This is a genomic window from Portibacter marinus, assembly GCF_021533195.1.
Classification (GTDB): Bacteria; Bacteroidota; Bacteroidia; order Chitinophagales; family Saprospiraceae; genus Portibacter; species Portibacter marinus.
The window spans coordinates 227,699-246,025 of sequence record NZ_JAJNKB010000008.1; the positions used below are offsets into that span (position 1 = coordinate 227,699).

Here is an 18,327-nt window from a genome sequence, read left to right on the forward strand (position 1 = left end):
TTTTCTATTTTGTAAGCCAATTTTCCAGAAGATAACTCAAAGTGATTCCCAAATAATTGCCTACCGCATACCCCACTAGACCAGTAGCCATACCTGCAAATACAATTTGCCTGTTTTTCATCACACTCGCAATTTGTCCGATAAATGCCGGACCATACAAAGCTGCCGTAGAAGTGATCAATGTTGTATCACGATCAATATTAAATAATTTAGACAAAGCTAAATGAATGATGACGGCAAACAAAAAACAGCCACCAGTAAATAAAATGACATTGCCTCCTGTATTGATCAACTCTGCAAAATCGGACCTCATGCCAATAGCCACGCAAAAAACCAACAATAAGTAATCACCAGCCTCAAATGAACCCGCCAAAGATCTTATTCGCTTGACAAACGACAACAATACGCTAATCGTAGTCAATGCAAGTATAATGAATGTGCTATTGCTCAAACCGTCGAAAATGAGGAATGCTAGACCTACGGTGACTCCTACAACGCCTAAAGAAAGCGCTATTGCAATAGACATTGACTTATAATTCATATATTCTATAGCTACATCTTCTTCCTCAGTTGCAGTTGTAGATATATGATCTGGAAGGAAAGTACCCAGCACTTTGTGAGCAATTGAAGTGATAAACAAAAGATAGACGCCACCCCACAATATTTCGGCAGCATTTAAAACTACAAATGTTTCCTCGGAGACATCTAAAGCCAGACCGACAGCCTGCATATTTGCTGTACCTCCGGTAAAAACACCTACCAGCATTCCACTTTGATGCCACACTTCATCGATTTTACCACTAAAAATCCAAGCAAAAATCGCCGTACTTAACATGGCTGCTACAACCGCACATACAAAGGACAAAACAGTGGGCCCTGCATGCTTTAACCAAGCTCTGATATGTGCAGTGAAAAGCAAAAGTGGAATAGCAATCATAATACTGATCTCCGAAAAACGAATGCTGACCTCCTCATTAAGTGGAACCAAACCAAACATGGCCACCAGTATTCCTATGACATAAGACATAACCACTGGGCTCAATAAATTACCTACTTTTTTATCTTTAAGCAAGTGATTTAAAAGCCAGGGAACTAAGCATATAATGAGGACTTGAGGGATGAATTTCATGCAAATGTATTATCTGCTGAAAGTGATTCTCTGACCATGTAAATCCCTATTTACCCTACCATTTTGGTAGGCGATATGACCATTTACAAAAGTACTGAGTACTTTATTTTTGAATACTTTCCCCTCTAGCGGCGACCAGCCACACTTGAATAGAATGTTGTCTTTTGTTACCTCATACTCTGAATCAAGATCTACTAATACCAGATCAGCAAAGTAGCCTTCACGAATGTACCCCCGATTTGCAATTTGAAAACAAATTGCGGGAGCGTGACACATTTTTTCCACTACTTTCTCTAATGATAGTGCTCCCTTCTGATAGAAATCAAGCATGATGTTCAATGAATGCTGAACTAGCGGTAAACCGGAGGGCGCGTCCAGATAAGCACCATCCTTTTCTTTTAACAAGTGAGGTGCATGATCCGTAGCGATGATGTCTAATCTATCATCCAGCAAAGCTCTCATCAATGCCTCTTTATGACGGCTTTCCTTAATAGCTGGATTACATTTGATCTTAGAACCCAGTGACTCATATTGAGATGCATCAAAATACAAGTGGTGAACGCAGACTTCAGATGTAATCCTTTTTTGTTCTAATGGTTCATCATTTTGAAACAGCGCCAGTTCTTCTTCCGTAGAAATATGAAGAATGTGTAGTCTGGTATTGTATTTCTTAGCCATCGAAATGGCAAGTGACGAAGATTTATAACATGCCTCTACACTCCTTATTTCAGGATGTGCAGAAAAAGGAATATTATTTCCAAATCTTTTGATATAGTCAGCGGTGTTGTCTCTGATCGTTTTTTCATCTTCGCAATGAGTGGCGATCAGCAAAGGTACCTGACTAAATAAATTTTCCAATGTTTGTTGGTCATCTACAAGCATATTACCCGTAGATGAACCCATAAAAATCTTAACACCGCAGACCTCATCTTGGTTGGTCTTCAGTACTTCTTCGATATTTTCATTAGAGGCTCCCATGAAAAAGGAGTAATTTGCCGGTGATACCTGAGCTGCTCTATCATATTTTGACTGCAGCGCTTCCTGAGTAAGAGCTGGAGGTTTGGTGTTAGGCATTTCCATAAATGTTGTAGTACCTCCTGCAACAGCTGCCCTTGATTCAGTACCAATGTCAGCTTTATGAGTCAGCCCGGGCTCCCTAAAATGTACCTGATCATCAATCACACCTGGTAGCAGGAAGTTTCCTTTTCCATCTATTTCTTTCGCCCCATTTGCTTCGATGATACCGCCGACCTTTTCAATTCTTTCTCTGCTAATCAGTAGATCACCTTCAGTAATCTTTCCCTCATTAACTATTCGCACATTCTTAATAAGCTTCTTCATATACACTAAAATTAATACTTTTGCGAAAACGAACAAACCTAAATGAATTATCGGCAAAAGAAAGTAGGCATCCTGGGAGGTGGGCAACTCGGAAGAATGATATATGAAGAAGTCCTAAAGTGGGATCTAGATCTTCATTTTATGGATAAAGATCGAAGTTTCCCTGTAGGGAAGGTCTGCCCTCTTTTCACCGAAGGAGATTTTACCAAATATGAAGATGTTCTGGCCTTTGGTCAAGATAAAGATATCGTTACGATTGAGATTGAAAGTGTTAATCTGGAAGCCTTACTGGAGTTACGAAAACAAGGAGTCACCATTCATCCTTCACCTGATGCCTTGAAAATAATTAAGGACAAGGGCTTGCAAAAGATGTTTTATGAAGCAAATGAAATTCCCAGTTCAAACTTCCAATTATATCAAGATGTAGAATCGATCAAAAGTGACATTGCCAATGGAAATTTGAATTACCCTTTCGTTCAGAAAGCAAGAACAGGAGGCTATGACGGTAAAGGTGTTGCAGTCATCAGAAGTGAGCAGGATTTGATGAAACTACTGCCATCTGCAAGCCTTGTGGAAGATATGGTTCCTATTGAAAAAGAAATCGGCCTTATCGTTGCCAGAAATGAGAATGGCGAAACCCAGGTATATGACCCCGTTGAAATGGTATTTGATGAGGAGGCCAATTTGGTAGATTATCTTTTTGCGCCTGCATCACTCCCTAATGGTATAGAGAAAAAAGCAAAAGATATTGCCATAGAACTCATTACCAAATTGAATATTTGCGGTCTTTTAGCAGTTGAATATTTTTTAGATAAGAATGGTCATCTGTTGGTCAATGAGGTAGCACCCAGATGCCATAACTCTGGCCACCACTCGATTGAAGCTTGCGAGACTTCACAGTTTGAACAACATATTAGAGGTGTCATGAATATGCCTTTAGGAAATGTAGCTTTGACGACACCGGCTGTTATGGTCAACTTGTTAGGTCAACCGGAGGTAAGTGGTCCAGTTCATTATGAAGGAATGAAGTCTTGTTTAGCGAAGGGAAATGTTCATTTACATTTCTACGGAAAGGAGGAAACAAAACCAAGTCGAAAAATGGGCCATGCCACCATAACGGACAAAGACCTCCAAAAAGCCATTGAAAAAGCTAAATTTGTAAAAAATCATCTAAAAGTAACGGTATGAGCCTTCCACAAGTAGGAATTATAATGGGGTCAGACTCCGATCTTCCAGTGATGGAAGCCGCCGCTGAGTTATTGAAGTCGATGGATATTCCATTTGAATTAACAGTAGTTAGTGCCCATCGAACGCCAGAGCGCATGTTTGAATATGCTGGAGGGGCCCATCTAAGAGGGATTAAAGTTATTATTGCCGGTGCGGGAGGAGCGGCCCATCTGCCGGGAATGGTTGCGAGTTTAAGCCCTTTACCTGTGATCGGTGTTCCCGTAAAGTCTTCTAATTCGATCGATGGATGGGATTCCATTTTATCCATATTACAAATGCCTAGCGGTGTGCCGGTTGCTACTGTAGCTTTGAATGCTTCGAAAAATGCTGCGATCTTAGCCGCACAGATTCTGGGCTCTTCAGATAAAACCATTCAAGATAAAATATTGAGCTACAAAAAAGACCTTAAATCGCAAGTCGGTCAGAAAATAGAAAACCTCAAAAATAAGGGATATCATAGTCCTGATCTAGACAATTAGCCTTCATTCACAGAATTGTTATACTTTCGTAAAGGCCAATCTGAAACAAGCTTGGTTTTTATGATGTTCCTCTTCCTATGAAAAATATACTTGTTTTAGCCTTTTACTTTTTCTGCCAGTCTTTATTAACGGCACAGCAAATAGATATAAATTTTTTTGAAAAAGCAGATATGTTTTTCAAAAATTATGTAGAAGATGGCTTGGTTGCCTACATGAAAATCAAGGAAGAACCAAACCTTGACAAACTAATAAACATCATTAACGTAGCAGAATACGAAGAGCTGGATTTAGTGACTCAAAAGGCATACCTCATCAATGCGTATAACTTACTGGTTATTAAGGAAGCGGTCTCGGCTTATCCTGTTGCTTCAGTGCAAGATGTTGCCGGGTTTTTTGATCGAAGAAAAGTAACAGTAGCTGGAATGGATATTACACTGAATGATTTTGAGAAGAAAGAAATTCTGAACAAGTTCAAGGATCCAAGATTGCACTTTGTCTTAGTTTGTGGTGCACTTGGCTGTCCACGAATAACGGATTTCGCTTACCAGCCTGAAAAGATAGAAGAACAACTGGAAAGACAAACTAAAATAGCTTTAAATGACCCTTCTTTTATCTGGTTTGAAAATGATAAAGCTCAACTTTCCCAAATTTTTAATTGGTATGCTGAAGATTTTGGCAATTCCAGATCTTCTATAATTCAATATATTAATCAATATCGTGATACAGATTTTGATGAAAATATATCGGCGAACTTTTATAATTATGATTGGTCACTTAACAGTACCTCTACAGCTCAAAAGAATCCCAATGTACCTGCTAATGCTGCACGATACATCGTTTCCTCTACCATACCTAAGGGTCAGATTGAGTTGAAGATTTTTAATAATCTATATTCACAGGTGGTGGCCAGAGAAAACAGATCTACCTTTTTTACCACAAATACCAGTTTTCTTTACGGTATCAATCGAAGATTCAATCTGGGATTCAATACTTCATACCGAAGGGTTTTAAACAGTGGTATTCCCTCTTCGCCATTTGATGTGATCAATGCTCCGGATTCAGGAAATTTCAGACAAGGAATTACCAGTTTTGGTCCTCAAATCCGCTGGGCTCCAAAGCCGGAATGGCAAAACTTTTCCATTCAAAGTAGATTAGTATTTCCAATAGGCACCAATCTTGCCGGAGGGGATGGAGAGCCATATATCGATTGGGGAGGTCCAAGTTTATTTAATCAATTTTTCAACGACCGGTCCATTGGAACCAGATTTTCACTTTTTACAGAGTTCGGATTGCATTGGGAAGACATCGGAAAACTTTCAAATGGACGAATTAATCAGGTTTCTACACCCTTGACAGGTATTTTAAGTTATAGTATCACTACCAAAGCATTGATATACACCCTCGCCCAATTTACACCCTATTACAGAATTCCATTCGATTACTTCATACAAGGCGGTATAGGAGGGAAATACCAGTTCACCAGAAATATTGAACTGGAGCTACTTTATACAGGATTTACTAACAGATTCCTCTTACAAAATGAGGGTGGTGCAGCTACCTATAATATTGGTTTCAGGTTCAATATATAGTGATTTCAACCATGAATGCCTAATTACACGTACCTTTGTATAGTGCGAATTGTTATCATCATATGGGCCCTCTTATCTTCTGCAAGGTTATTGTCACAATGGACAATACAGTATGAAGGTCTGCACAAAATGGATTCCTCATATGTAACCATGTTTCTTTTCAAAGATCAACCTGAAAAAGATCTTCAGCGTATTAAAAATATACCTGGCGTAGGTTATGCCACGATGCAGTTTGATTCAGTAAATTCCATTGCGCGCTACCAGATATATGAAGTAAATACATTGCTTCCTATCATTAATTTTGGAGGCATTAAAGATAATTATTGGTATAGATTGGGTCTTGCAGATGCCAACTTTCGAGGAGAAGGACAAAATATAAGTTTACATTACCAAAACAATGACGGCCGTCACTCAGGTCAATTTTACTATCGAGACCCCTTCTTCATCGGTAGCAGGTGGGGTTATATTATAGATATCAATCGATGGGCTTCAGAAGAACCACTTTTTTTCGAGGAAGGGAGGGTTAACTACGAATTTAGATATAGTAATTTAGGTTTGGGTATCATCAGAAATTTTGGCATTAATAGACGCCTGCAATTTGTAGGCAACTATTTTATAGAGGAATACCAGAAAAATTCAAATCAGCAACTGCAAAATCCTCCAGGACCAGATGCACTGAGACAACCAAAGTTTCTGATCAATTCATCGTTTACCGAAAATTTTATCAACTATAATTTTTTCTTACTTGACGGGTATGAATGGAGGTTTCAATTGCAAAATGTGTACAATTTTTCTGAAAGGGATTTCTTTCATATTGTCCAGTTTCAATTAAAACGATTCTTTAGTCAACCAAGGTTCGGCAACCTCGCCTTGCGTTTTCGACTTGCTTTTTCAACCAATAATTACTCCCCTTTCGCACCATTCGTAGCGGATAGCTATGTCAATATTAGAGGTGTTGGCAATCGGATCGACAGGGGAACAGGGCAGGCTATTTTCAATCTGGAATACCGCAAAACAATCTTGAAAGCCTATCCCTTCGGTATACAACTGGTGGCCTTCTCAGATCTTGGGAGTTGGCGAAATCCGGGAGGTCAACTGAATGAATTAATCTCAAGGGACTCCTTCAGACACTTCGTAGGAGGAGGGATCAGAATGATATATCAACAAATATTCGGAGCCACCTTTAGAGTGGATTACGGAATTGATTTATATGATCCTAAACAACGAGGTTTTGTCCTGGGTTTAGGTCAATACTTTTAACCAAAGTTCGAAACTAATCTACTTGAATCGATATGATTTCATCCCCCTGTCGAATGTCATCCACAATATCCTGATCATCTTCACTTTTCACTTTACCAAACACAGTGTGTTTATCATCCAACCATGGCGTAACCACATGAGTGATAAAAAACTGTGAGCCATTGGTGCCAGGACCTGCATTCGCCATAGATAAGATACCTGGCGAATCATGAGTCAAATCTTCATGAAATTCGTCCTCGAACGTATATCCCGGTCCACCTGTTCCTCGCCCAATAGGACATCCGCCTTGAATCATAAAGTCGGGAATCACTCGATGAAAGTTAAGACCATCGTAGTATCCGGCCTTCGCAAGTTCGGTAAAGTTTGCCACAGTTTTAGGAGTTTTAGTAGCAAACAAAGTCACATGTATATCACCTTTGGAAGTCTTAATAATAGCATCCAAGTCCTTGTCAAATTTGGCGGAGTTGATCTTATCCAGCATTTCATTGGGATTGATTTTATCTTTTGCATTCATCTTTCTTACGTTTTCTGTTGCGAAAATAATATTTTTAATGAGCTTCAAGGACTAATCACCAGATGTTGGCCTATTCTCAATGTGGAAGTAGCACTGACTTTGTTTTTGTTCATTTGAACCAAGTCGCTGACCCTCATTCCGTTTTTTCTTGCAATTCCCCAAAGCGTATCACCCTGACGTACTACGTAAATTTTCTCTGCACGGGCATCATAACCATCAGCGAGTTCTCTACTGGTCAATACTTCGTACGATCCTTTCCTATAGGAGCTGTGTCTCAATGGATTGGTTAATCCTTCTGTCACCCACAAAGAATCTGCAAATATGTGAGGATTGTAAAAATTAAACAGGTATTCAGGGTTGATACAAACGCCTTTATGCCTTATTTCCAGATGCAGGTGACTCCCTCTGGCATTACCAGTTATTCCACCTAAGCCCAAAACTTGACCTCTTTCGACGAATTCATTGGTCTTAACCTTGTATTCAGATAAATGGGCGTAGACCGTTTCCAAATCGTTATCATGCCGGACAACTACGGTCTTCCCATGACCTCTCGAATAGCCCACAAATCGAACCTGTCCTCCTAAAACGGTCCGGACACTATCACCAATTTCCAGGTCGATGTCTATTCCCCGATGTGGACCTCTCCTTCTCCTTCCAAATCTGGATGTCACTACCATTCTCCCGTCAATAGGAGGATGATAGATGGTATCTTGAAAAGTTAATAAAAATGGATATTGTAAAGCAACACTCTTGTATGGATTCACCTGCATAGTATCCCAGAAATCTTCAAGCAAAGGCTCAATGTATGAAGGTTCAACCGTCTCTGCTAACATACGATATTCCCTTTTGGTAAGAATTTCTTGGGTTGATTGATCAATGAAGGCAGTATCTCCGTCTAAGAGAATTTTCTCAAAAATAATGGTGTCAGCAAGACCCTGTATTTTCTCTTGTGATTTGTATTGTGAAATACAAGCACTAATGATTATTATTGTCAGATAATATTGAGTTCTCATTGTTTTAAGGTGGGGCAAATTTAACAAAATCTCTGAAATCAAAGCATCAGAAAAAGTCTCTAAAATTGGATGGTATCTTGTTTTAGCCATATTTGCATCGGCTTTTATTCCACAACTTCTAACGACAGGAATGTTCTTCGATGGGCTAACTTATTCTTCTATTGGCCGTAATCTCGCAGAAGGCAAAGGCAGCTTCTGGTCTCCTTATTATACTGAATTTGTTTATCCTACATTTTATGAACACCCTCCTTTAGCTTTCGGCATACAAGCCATGTTCTTTTACCTTTTTGGAGATTTATTCTTCCTCGAAAAACTGTATAATCTTTTATTTACACTGTCCGCGTTGTATTTTGTTGTTAGATTGTGGTCCATTTTCTCAATGAGAAGGACTGCCTGGTTTCCTTTACTTCTATTACTATGTATTCCCGTTTTTCACTGGACTTTTAAAAACAATATGCTTGAAGTATATGTGACCATGTTCACTTTGCTTTCCGTCATTTTTTATGTCAATGGTATTAGGAACCATTCCCTTCTTAATATTGGACTTGGTTCCATATGGTGTTTAGCTGCATTTCTGACCAAAGGTCCGGTAGGATTGTTCCCGTTGGTGACGATTATCGCTTATTGTTGGATTTTCAGTGTAAGGAGATTGATGATAACAAGATTATTGATCCAATGGACATGTTTCTTGATTCCATTGTTTCTGATTGCATGGTTTTTTCCTGCATCTATTGACCACATGAAGCAATATTTTCACACTCAAGTCTTCGCATCGCTTCAAAATCAAAGGGAAATTACTGCCAGTTTTAGGTTTCAGATTCTTTTTGAACTGATGCTTGAATTATCGATACCTATCCTTTTTTTAATCCTGTCCAGAATCAACAAAATAAGCATTGAAAGGAAAAAACTTAAAGCCACGGCTTTTCTGCTCCTCATAGGCATTTGTGCATCGGTACCGCTTATCATTAGCTTAAAACAAAGAAAATTTTATTTAGCTCCTTCCCTGCCCTACTATTGCATGGCAGTCGCTTTAATGTCCTGGCCATTGATTGAAAATACTGTGGATCTTATCAGGCAGAAATATGTTAATATCACCAGGTTGACCACTCTTGCAATATTGACAGGTTCTCTGATAATTATGGTTAAGAATTATGGCAGCATTTCAAGAGATAAAGAGATCATGTCTTGTGTTCAAAGACTTCCTAACCGTGAAGCCAACTTTATATCCAAGCCCAGTTCAATCTCAGAGTGTCAAAACTGGACGTTGGTGGCTTATATAATGAGATATAGAAAGGTAAGCATATATTGTGACGATTTAAATTCATCACTATGCGATTAGAAGTCATTTATGAGGATGAACACATGCTGGCAATCAATAAACCACATGGTCTTCTGGTTCACAAAACTAAAATTGCCAAAGATGCTAAGCAGTTTGCTTTGCAGTTGCTGCGAGATCAGGTGGGATATAAGGTTTTTCCAGCACACAGGCTGGACCGAAAAACGTCTGGTGTCCTGGTCTTTTCTAAAAACAAAATGATGGATTCCATGATTCAGCAGCAGTTTATGAATCATAAGGTTGAAAAAACGTATCTTGCGATCGTTCGGGGCTGGCTGGATGATACTGGTGAAATTGACCATCCCATTGGCGAAGCCTTAAAAAAGAAAGAAGCCATTACTAAATATCAGCTTAAAGAAAGATTTGAAATTGATGTGCCACTCGGCAAACATGAGACATCGAGGTACAGTCTTTTAGAGATTAGACCATTGACAGGTAGGTTTCATCAGATCAGAAAACACATGGCTCATATTTTCCATCCGATCATTGGTGATCGGCCTCATGGCTGCTCGAAACAGAATAGGATGTGGAAAAACTTATTTGCGATGGAAAAGATGATGCTACATGCTTCAGAATTGAAAATCAATCTTCCTGAATCAGCCACCATTGAGATAAAAGCACCCCTGAGCAATGACTTTAATCGTGTCCTTGAGATACTAAAAAACAATTGAAATGGAATTAAATTTAGCGGTATTAGTCGATGGAGATAATATACCAGCAGCATATGTGAAGGAAATGATGGAGGAGATTGCAAAATATGGCAATCCTACCATTAAAAGAATTTATGGAGACTGGACACGTCCCGGTCTTAGTAAGTGGAAGAATGTGCTTTTAGAAAATGCCATCACACCTGTGCAGCAATATGGCTATACCAGAGGAAAAAATGCTACCGACTCAGCCATGATCATTGATGCCATGGATATATTGTACTCTGGAAAAGTGACCGGTTTCTGCCTGGTATCCAGTGATAGCGATTTTACAAGATTAGCGACAAGGCTCAGGGAGGCCGGCATGCAAGTTTTTGGAATTGGTGAAAAAAAGACACCGAATCCTTTTATCGTAGCCTGTGATCGGTTTATTTATCTGGAAATATTGAGAGAATCTGAGAATGAGGCGGACAAAAACGAAACCGCGAAAGAACCGGCCGCAACCAATAATGTGGACAAGATTACACCTAGAGTCGTCAAATTTATATCCTCTACCATAGAGGACCTATCAGATGACGATGGATGGGCTTTTTTAGGAGATGTAGGTAGTCTGCTGCAGAAGAAAATGCCTAATTTTGATTCCAGGAATTATGGCTTTAGAAAACTGACTCCGCTGATTGAATCCATTGATAAATTTGAGGTCGAAAGAAGAGAGAATTCAGGAAGGTTTAAGTTAGTTTATGTACGGATAAAGAAAAAACGTAAATTGAGAAAAAAGTAAGCTAGAATGATCATTAATAGTCGCGTCCTTGTGGCAGCATTTTTATGTCTCACCATGATTTCCTGTCATCTCAATGATGACACCACTAAAATTCAGCTCAATCCTGATGACCGTATCGTATTGATAGGTAATAACTTATGTTCAAGAATGATGAATTTTGGTCATTTTGAAACAGAGTTGCAAACGAGGTTTGCCGATCATAGATTGACAGTTCGTAATATGTGTGATGCGGGGAACACTCCCGGTTTCAGGCCTCATTCTTCTAGAAAATCGCCGTGGGCTTTTGAAGGTGCGGAGAAATTTTATCAAAATGAATTAGGTAATCCTACCAATAGTATTGGTTTTTATTCCACTTCAGATGAATGGCTCAATACCCTTCAACCAGATGTGATACTTGCTTTTTTCGGTTATAATGAATCCTTTAGAGGAGACGAAGGACTCGAAAATTATAGCGTGGAATTAGAGGCCTTCTTGGATCACACGCTTACCCAGCAGTATAAAGGAGACACCACTTCAGAACTGGTTTTAATTTCACCCATTAAATTCGAAGACCTTTCTGAAGATTTTGACTACCCTGATGGAGTTGAGATCAATGATCGCATAAGAGCCTATACAAAAGTTATGTCTGAAGTGGCTCATATGAAAGCAATCAAGTTTGTGGACTTGTACGATGTTACTGATGACTGGACTGACTATACTGATGATGGTTTTCAATTAACGGACGAATCCTATCAAAGATTGGCAGAAGTATTGGTCAATCAAATTTTTGCCAATCCATCTAATCAAACCCCTAATCGGGAGCTGGTCCATGACTATGTTCTCGAGAAAGACTGGATGTGGCATAATGATTACAAAATCCCAAATGGAGTTCATGTCTACGGTCGCAGATATGAGCCTTTTGGTGGAGATAATTATCCAGCTGAGATCGAAAAAATCAGACAAATGACAGCTCTCCGGGATACTGCCATCTGGGCAGCCGTCAAGGGTCAAATGACAAACTTGGATTCGCTGGATCAGACTACAAGGTCATTACCAGAGGTGGAAACCAATTATAATCCTGAAAATCTAGAAGATCAAGCCTACAAATACGGACAGGAATATTTAGAAACATTCACGATGGCACCCGGCTACAAGGTGGAGGTATTTGCGTCTGAGGAAGATTTCCCGGATTTAGCAAACCCTTGTCAGATGTCTTTTGACGACAAAGGTAGATTGTGGGTCAGTGTTATGCCCTCTTACCCTCATTACAAACCTGGTGACGGCAAACCAGACGATAAACTAATTATCTTGGAAGATACTGATGCTGATGGGAAGGCGGATAAGCAAACCATATTCGTTGACGGTCTACACTTACCGGTTGGGTTTGAATTTACACCTGATGGAGTTTTAGTAAGTCAAGGAACAAATCTCAAATTATTTACAGATACTGATGGCGATGACAGAGCAGATACAGAACGGATCATTTTTAGTGGCTTCGATGATCACGATACCCACCATAATATCAGTGCTTTTTGCGCAGATCCTTCAGGTGCTGTGTATATGGGTGAAGGCGTTTTTCTTCATACAAGCGTTGAAACAGCCTACGGGCCACAAAGATCTGCTAACGGCGGCTTCTATAGGTACAATCCCACTAAAAACAAATTAGATCGGATCGCCAACATGAATATTCCTAATCCCTGGGGGACGGCATTTGATCGTTGGGGACAGGATTTCTTTTTGCACACTTCAGGTCCAACTGTTAATTGGATGATGCCATCTACTACGAAGCAACGATATGGTTCACCGGTTCCAATCACAGAAAACCTCATTGAACCAGATCATAGAGTACGTCCAACCTCAGGACTTGAATTTATTAGCAGCAGACATTTTCCCGATGAAGTGCAGGGCGATATGTTGCTTAACAATACGATAGGATTTTTAGGGACTAAGCAACATCAGATGATGGACAGTGGTACGGGATATGAGACCAAATGGAGGCAGGATCTGATCAGAAGTACTGATGGCAATTTCAGACCAGTTGATCTGGAATTTGCACCTGACGGTAGTTTATACATGGTGGACTGGCATAATATTCTGGTCGGACACATGCAGCATAATGCAAGAGACCCTTTGAGAGACCACGTTCATGGTAGAGTTCTACGGATAACTTATCCAGAAAGACCATTGGTTACACCAGCAAAAGTACATGGAGCCTCTATTGCTGAACTATTTGAGAATTTGAAGCTTCCAGAATACCGGGCAAGATACAGGTCCCGAAGAGCACTACGAGGTAAAGAAGAAAGTGAAGTGTACGATCACCTGCAAAGCTGGAAAGCTGAGCAGACAGATGAGCATGCACTCCTGGAAGGGCTGTGGGTAAGTTGGGGTATTAATCAGATAGATGTTGAATTACTCATAAAGTTATTAAATTCAACAGATCATAGGGTGAGAGCGGCTGCTGTCAAAGTGCTGAGGTATAATTACGAGGATGTTCCCGATTACAAATCGTTGTTTTTAGAAGCAGTGCAGGACGAGCATGGCCGTGTTCGCCTAGAAGCCATTGTGGCATCTTCTTGGCTTCCACTCATAGACGGATTAGAAGTTTTAAACAGTGTGGATAAATCGACACTAGACAACTGGATGAAGGCTTCTTATAACTATGGACTGGCTCATCTCAAGGATCAAAATTTCGTACCTGAGAAAAATCAAGAGGAAATATTGACAGCATTAGAAGGAGACCATAAAAGTTCTTTCATAAGGGGTAAGGAACTGTATATGCGTGAAAGTTCGTGCGTCACGTGTCATCAAGAGGATGGAAATGGATTAGTAGCTTCAGGGTTTCCTCCGCTTACAAACTCGGAGTGGGTAAACAAAAATGATGAAGTCCTAATTAAAATTGCGCTTAAAGGTATCTATGGACCAATCACCGTAGCAGGTAAAGACTATCCCGGACAAGTACCTATGCCCGGATATGAAAAGATGTTAAATGATCAGGAAATTGCAGATGTTCTCACCTACGTGAAAAATGCTTTTGGTGACGGAAGTTCGGTCATTACTGCAGATCAGGTAGAATTTATAAGAAAAGGAGATACGGACCAAACGACTTACTATAGCCCGGAAGAATTGCTTAGAGTATATTCTATACAGTAGATATTACTTCAGAATGATCAAAAATTTTAAAAAGTCAGGGCAGAAGCAACCACAAATCCAAGATAAGTCTGTAATATTGCAGTTTTTCTAAAAGTAAATTATAGTCTTATCGCAGAGATAGAAAAGAAGGATCTATACGACTACCAGACAGAGTCCATAGCAGAGATTTTTAGTTATATTGACTCTTACCAGGGAGAAAATAAGAACTTGTTGTTTCAACTTCCCACTGGAGGAGGCAAGACCGTGATTTTCTCTGAAATTGCAAGGAGGTTTGTCGAAAACCGAAACGAGAAGGTCTTGATTTTGACGCATCGGATTGAGCTTTCCCGACAGACAAGCAACATGCTTTCTAAATTTGGTGTCGAGAATCTGGTAATTGAGAGCAGCGTCAAGAAGTTACCACAACCCAATCCCTATCACTGCTATGTAGCGATGGTAGAAACATTGAATAATCGCCTGAATGATAAGGATATGTCTATGAAAGACATAGGCTTAGTCATTATCGATGAAGCTCACTACAATAGCTTTACGAAATTATTTAAGTTTTTTCACTATACCATGATCCTGGGAGTGACCGCTACCCCACTGAGTAGCAATATTAAGCTTCCTATGAACGATAACTATGATGATCTGATCGTAGGGCCCCAAATCAATGATTTAATTAAAAACGAGTTTCTTGCAGAAGCAGATATTGAGGTATACAATGTAGGTTTGGGTTCGCTTAAAGTTGGTATGAACGGTGATTACACCGTTAGTTCTTCTGACAGATTGTATGCAGATTTCAATATGCGGTCTCTCTTATTGAGAGCCTATAAAGAAAAGGCACTGGGTACTAAAACCCTCATCTTTAATAATGGGATCAAGACATCGCAACAGGTCTATCTGACATTCAAAGAAGCTGGTTTCGATATTCGACATCTCGATAATAAAAACTCTGCAAAAGAGAGAAGATCCATTCTTAAATGGTTTAAGGAGACCCCTGATGCTATTTTGACGTCGGTAAGTATTCTGACGACCGGTTTTGATGAACCTACGATTGATACCATCATTATGAATCGGGCGACCAAGTCCTTGACTTTGTATTTTCAAATGATTGGTAGAGGTTCCCGAATTTTAGGCAACAAGAAAAAGTTTACCATCATTGATCTGGGTAACAATGTGGCCCGTTTTGGTCCCTGGAATGCACCTGTTGACTGGCAAAAGATCTTTAAATCACCGGATTTATTTTATCAGAATTTGGTATTGGACGAAGACATCGAACGCCAATTCCGCTATGTTATGCCAGATGAGTTGAGAGAGAAATTCGCTAATACAGATGAAGTAACTTTTGACATCTATGAAGAATACAATAAAAACGTTGCAAAGCACGGAAGGCCAACTGAGGTTTTAGAAAAATCATTAGAACAGCACATATCCATGATTAAAGAGAACGCACCAGACTTGTTGACTGCCCTGGGATTGGCAAGGTTGCTGGAACACGATATTTCGCAGCGTATCAAGCACTATTCTTACTGTATTACGAAGAGCACGCTAAATTACAGGAGGTGGTTAAGGGATGACTACACGAGTAAGTTGAAGTCGAGATTGATGAAGGAGTATTGAGTGAAACAGACATAGTTTTATGGTCCAATATTCTTTATGGTCACATTTCAATGTTTTTATTTTGGTGTATACTGAGGTAGCTATGAGATAATTACTGATTAGCTAATCCATTTTATGAAAATACCTTATATCGAGATTATGAAGCACCCTTGGTGAACACGGCAATTAAAAGTTCTAACGTCATATGTGAAAGACCATCGGTCATTATTCTGCAACAGGTGATATATTTTTGTGCCGGTATGGGATAGTTATGTGTGATGAAACAACCTAAAAAAACCGAAAATATAAATAATGAATAGCTTTCTATTTTATAAACAACTAGACTCGCTGAATTCTAGTCTTACCTCTCTGCCAATGATAGCAAAGTATTATGCAAAAAGTTACTCATTCCCATTTCAAAGTGAGAAATGCTATATTATTAAAGCGGGAGTTAGTCTGAAAGGGAAGTGAATCAGCTGAGTTAATAGGTCTAAGAACAGTCTTATGTAATTTAGTTGAATAAAAACATTTACTAATGTGTATTTATCTTTGTCAAGAGGATAATATTTAACTTGACGGGCATAAAACACTAATTAATGAAACACTTACTTGTTATTGCTATTTCTTTGCTGAGCATTGCCTGTAATACCAAAAGTGAAAGTCAGAAAAAGTTAGATTTTGTGGAATTTGATTTTCATTTTGATACAGAGTCAAATGAAATGCCATACAATTTTTCTTCCTATTGGGATACCTTTCCTTCCATTGTCGATAGAACAGCATGGGAATTTGCCAAAATCGGAAACATAGAAAGGATGCATGAGATTTGGGATACGAAAGAATCAATTGAAATTGGACTTACGCAGGAACAACGAGATAGTTTTGGCCTCTACAAAGCAATGGATGCAATAGATTACATATTGAATGAAGCTGAAGAGCACCAAGTAGTCATCATCAATGAAGCTCATCAAATGCCCCAACATCGAATTTTTACCACTCGACTACTTAAAGGACTCAAAAAAAGAGGCTTTAAACACTTAGGAATGGAAGGATATTTCAATACGCCTCAAGCAGATTCAATCATGCAAGCCAATGGTTATCCTATTCTTGATTCTGGATATTTTACACAAGAACCTCAATTTGCCAATTTAATAAGAACTGCCTTTGATATGGGGTTCAATTTATTTGGGTATGAAAGCAGTGGACATTCTAATGGGAAGGAAAGAGAAATTAATCAAGCCCGGAATATTGAATCCTATCTAAATCGATACCCCAACGAAAAGATATTAATTCATTGTGGCTTTGATCATGTGTACGAAGGAGATATGCCTAACATGTCCATGGGTTGGGGAAAGGCGATGGCAGGGAGATTGACGGTATTTACAGGTGTTAACCCATTAACCATAAATCAGACCATTTATTCTGAAAAGGGTAATAGCGATTACGAAAACTCGTATTATCAGATTACAGATCTAGAAAGATCTAGTGTTTTTGTCAATGAATCTGGTGAGCTGTTTGGTCAGCAACGAAAGGAAGCCTCTCTTGATTTACCTCCTATGGGTACATTCAGATATGACATAGCAGTTTTCCATCCAAGAAGTAAAAAGTACGATCGTCCACAATGGATGGTATATGGTGATCGTAAAGAAGTGGAACTATCATTTGTTGAAGAAAATATCCAGTGCCCTTGTTTGGTACTTGCCTACAAAAAAGGTGAGAAAGTTGGCAAAGCCGTTCCATATGATATACAAGAGACGGATGATAAGAAGGTTACATTAGTTTTGGATAAATCTGACTTTGAAATTGTCATACTGAATCAGAAGAATATAGCCCTAAAAGCTGAATTTAATTAGGCATCTTTGCAAAAACTTTATGTTTAAATTGATAGCCAAAAGACTTTTAGGAGGTGGAAAATATGGCAGAATGGTATGGGAGATACGCTAGAATAGATGAATTAATCCAAATGAAGACTAGAGTCACCACACATAACACGGCATGATCAGAATGGCTTGTACCTTACCACTCTCGATATGCCCAGATCGTCGTGCACAATTCCCCTGACTCACTCATTTACACCTACCAAGATTGAATTTCAATATTAAATCATTCAATAATAAAAAGCACTTCTGGGAAGTGAGCTTCCCCCCAATTGTTAGACAGAAATAGTCTGTTTTTAGGTTTGAATTTGGCAGTTCGGTTTTCCACATTTCAATATCAAAAATATCCATGGTAAGATATTTTCAGATGTTGAACATAGTGGGAAACATGAATATTTATGCAGCTACTTTTAGCTTCGTTTTATAG

At 39.2% G+C, this 18,327-nt stretch carries 13 protein-coding genes and 1 pseudogene; 10 read left to right on the forward strand and 4 right to left on the reverse strand.

Going from position 1 to position 18,327, the window contains the following annotated elements:
- Window positions 1–4: 4 nt before the first annotated feature.
- On the reverse strand, window positions 5–1,129 hold the full coding sequence (locus tag L2567_RS17120) for a DUF819 family protein (RefSeq protein WP_235299037.1): 1,125 nt from the start codon (window positions 1,127–1,129) through the stop codon (window positions 5–7).
- A gap of 9 nt (window positions 1,130–1,138) precedes the next feature.
- Window positions 1,139–2,470 (reverse strand): dihydroorotase, encoded by a 1,332-nt coding sequence (locus L2567_RS17125; protein ID WP_235299038.1) that lies wholly within the window; start codon window positions 2,468–2,470, stop codon window positions 1,139–1,141.
- A 42-nt stretch (window positions 2,471–2,512) separates the two neighbouring features.
- Here L2567_RS17125 and L2567_RS17130 point away from each other — a divergent pair, with 42 nt between their 5' ends.
- The 4 genes from L2567_RS17130 to L2567_RS17145 all read left to right on the forward strand — a co-directional run bounded on the left by L2567_RS17130 (window position 2,513) and on the right by L2567_RS17145 (window position 7,025).
- Entirely contained in the window at window positions 2,513–3,658 is a 1,146-nt protein-coding gene (locus tag L2567_RS17130) for a 5-(carboxyamino)imidazole ribonucleotide synthase (protein WP_235299039.1), read from the forward strand.
- The gene (purE, locus tag L2567_RS17135) at window positions 3,655–4,176 is read left to right on the forward strand and encodes a 5-(carboxyamino)imidazole ribonucleotide mutase (protein WP_235299040.1); all 522 of its coding nucleotides are present in this window, start codon (window positions 3,655–3,657) and stop codon (window positions 4,174–4,176) included. Before L2567_RS17130 ends, purE begins: the two co-directional genes overlap by 4 nt.
- 77 nt (window positions 4,177–4,253) lie before the next feature.
- Window positions 4,254–5,765: a DUF547 domain-containing protein gene (locus L2567_RS17140; RefSeq protein ID WP_235299041.1), complete on the forward strand. Its 1,512-nt coding sequence runs from the start codon at window positions 4,254–4,256 to the stop codon at window positions 5,763–5,765.
- A 150-nt stretch (window positions 5,766–5,915) separates the two neighbouring features.
- Complete coding sequence (locus tag L2567_RS17145) at window positions 5,916–7,025, forward strand: BamA/TamA family outer membrane protein (RefSeq protein ID WP_235299042.1); 1,110 nt, start codon at window positions 5,916–5,918, stop codon at window positions 7,023–7,025.
- 16 nt (window positions 7,026–7,041) lie between these two features.
- Here the strand turns inward: L2567_RS17145 and L2567_RS17150 are convergent.
- A pseudogene (locus tag L2567_RS17150) lies at window positions 7,042–7,506 on the reverse strand (peptidylprolyl isomerase); the annotation flags it as partial.
- Between the two features lie 77 nt (window positions 7,507–7,583).
- Window positions 7,584–8,642 (reverse strand): M23 family metallopeptidase, encoded by a 1,059-nt coding sequence (locus tag L2567_RS17155; RefSeq protein WP_235299044.1) that lies wholly within the window; start codon window positions 8,640–8,642, stop codon window positions 7,584–7,586.
- Between the two features lie 40 nt (window positions 8,643–8,682).
- Between L2567_RS17155 and L2567_RS17160 the strand changes: the two genes are divergently transcribed.
- From L2567_RS17160 to L2567_RS17185, 6 genes are all read left to right on the forward strand, one after another.
- Window positions 8,683–9,891, forward strand: a complete 1,209-nt coding sequence (locus L2567_RS17160; protein ID WP_235299045.1) for an ArnT family glycosyltransferase — start codon at window positions 8,683–8,685, stop codon at window positions 9,889–9,891.
- Window positions 9,882–10,559, forward strand: a complete 678-nt coding sequence (locus L2567_RS17165) for a pseudouridine synthase (RefSeq protein WP_235299046.1) — start codon at window positions 9,882–9,884, stop codon at window positions 10,557–10,559. The genes L2567_RS17160 and L2567_RS17165 overlap by 10 nt, the downstream gene beginning before the upstream one ends.
- Window position 10,560: 1 nt before the next feature.
- On the forward strand, window positions 10,561–11,316 hold the full coding sequence (locus L2567_RS17170; protein WP_235299047.1) for an NYN domain-containing protein: 756 nt from the start codon (window positions 10,561–10,563) through the stop codon (window positions 11,314–11,316).
- A 6-nt stretch (window positions 11,317–11,322) separates the two neighbouring features.
- A complete protein-coding gene (locus L2567_RS17175; protein ID WP_235299048.1) occupies window positions 11,323–14,445 on the forward strand; it encodes a PVC-type heme-binding CxxCH protein in 3,123 nt (1,040 codons plus the stop codon).
- Window positions 14,446–14,553: 108 nt separating this feature from the next.
- Window positions 14,554–16,047 (forward strand): DEAD/DEAH box helicase, encoded by a 1,494-nt coding sequence (locus L2567_RS21180; RefSeq protein ID WP_406626720.1) that lies wholly within the window; start codon window positions 14,554–14,556, stop codon window positions 16,045–16,047.
- A 575-nt stretch (window positions 16,048–16,622) separates the two neighbouring features.
- Window positions 16,623–17,876, forward strand: coding sequence for a hypothetical protein (locus L2567_RS17185; RefSeq protein ID WP_235299049.1), 1,254 nt, complete (start codon window positions 16,623–16,625; stop codon window positions 17,874–17,876).
- The last annotated feature ends 451 nt before the right edge of the window (window positions 17,877–18,327 follow it).

What these genes read in the sequence shown, in the direction of transcription:
- L2567_RS17120 (WP_235299037.1), bottom strand. Translation starts at nt 1,129, where the DNA reads ATGAAATTCATCCCTCAAGTCCTCATTATATGCTTAGTTCCCTGGCTT.
- L2567_RS17125 (WP_235299038.1), bottom strand. Translation starts at nt 2,470, where the DNA reads ATGAAGAAGCTTATTAAGAATGTGCGAATAGTTAATGAGGGAAAGATT.
- L2567_RS17130 (WP_235299039.1), top strand. Translation starts at nt 2,513, where the DNA reads ATGAATTATCGGCAAAAGAAAGTAGGCATCCTGGGAGGTGGGCAACTC.
- purE (WP_235299040.1), top strand. Translation starts at nt 3,655, where the DNA reads ATGAGCCTTCCACAAGTAGGAATTATAATGGGGTCAGACTCCGATCTT.
- L2567_RS17140 (WP_235299041.1), top strand. Translation starts at nt 4,254, where the DNA reads ATGAAAAATATACTTGTTTTAGCCTTTTACTTTTTCTGCCAGTCTTTA.
- L2567_RS17145 (WP_235299042.1), top strand. Translation starts at nt 5,916, where the DNA reads ATGTTTCTTTTCAAAGATCAACCTGAAAAAGATCTTCAGCGTATTAAA.
- L2567_RS17155 (WP_235299044.1), bottom strand. Translation starts at nt 8,642, where the DNA reads ATGGCTAAAACAAGATACCATCCAATTTTAGAGACTTTTTCTGATGCT.
- L2567_RS17160 (WP_235299045.1), top strand. Translation starts at nt 8,683, where the DNA reads ATGTTCTTCGATGGGCTAACTTATTCTTCTATTGGCCGTAATCTCGCA.
- L2567_RS17165 (WP_235299046.1), top strand. Translation starts at nt 9,882, where the DNA reads ATGCGATTAGAAGTCATTTATGAGGATGAACACATGCTGGCAATCAAT.
- L2567_RS17170 (WP_235299047.1), top strand. Translation starts at nt 10,561, where the DNA reads ATGGAATTAAATTTAGCGGTATTAGTCGATGGAGATAATATACCAGCA.
- L2567_RS17175 (WP_235299048.1), top strand. Translation starts at nt 11,323, where the DNA reads ATGATCATTAATAGTCGCGTCCTTGTGGCAGCATTTTTATGTCTCACC.
- L2567_RS17185 (WP_235299049.1), top strand. Translation starts at nt 16,623, where the DNA reads ATGAAACACTTACTTGTTATTGCTATTTCTTTGCTGAGCATTGCCTGT.